We start from the raw sequence: 213 nt of genomic DNA, 5'->3' as shown, positions 1-213 counted from the left end.
CTGCGAACGATGCGCTGACCGGCAACGCGCCGATCACCAACTCGATCACTGGCGTAACCGGCGGCAATTTCGAAAATCTCGTCGCCGACAAGACCCCGGTCAGCACCACCGTGACCGACACCGTCGACACCACCAACCTGTCCCTGTCGGCCACCGGCTCGGTGGCGGAGGGTGGCCAGATCACTTACACCGCGACCCTGACCAACGCCGCTG

General features: G+C 64.8%; 1 protein-coding gene. It reads left to right on the top strand.

Translation table 11 applies throughout. From position 1 onward, the window contains the following. Positions 1–213 (top strand): immunoglobulin-like domain-containing protein (locus tag J5M66_RS26870; RefSeq protein ID WP_207810324.1); only part of this gene is annotated, 213 nt, incomplete at both ends.

It is taken from the genome of Pseudomonas sp. 67(2021) (genome assembly GCF_017491835.1).
Classification (GTDB): Bacteria; Pseudomonadota; Gammaproteobacteria; order Pseudomonadales; family Pseudomonadaceae; genus Aquipseudomonas; species Aquipseudomonas atacamensis.
The sequence above is the reverse complement of the archived record's forward strand: the minus strand, read 5'-3'. Positions and strand labels throughout refer to the sequence as shown.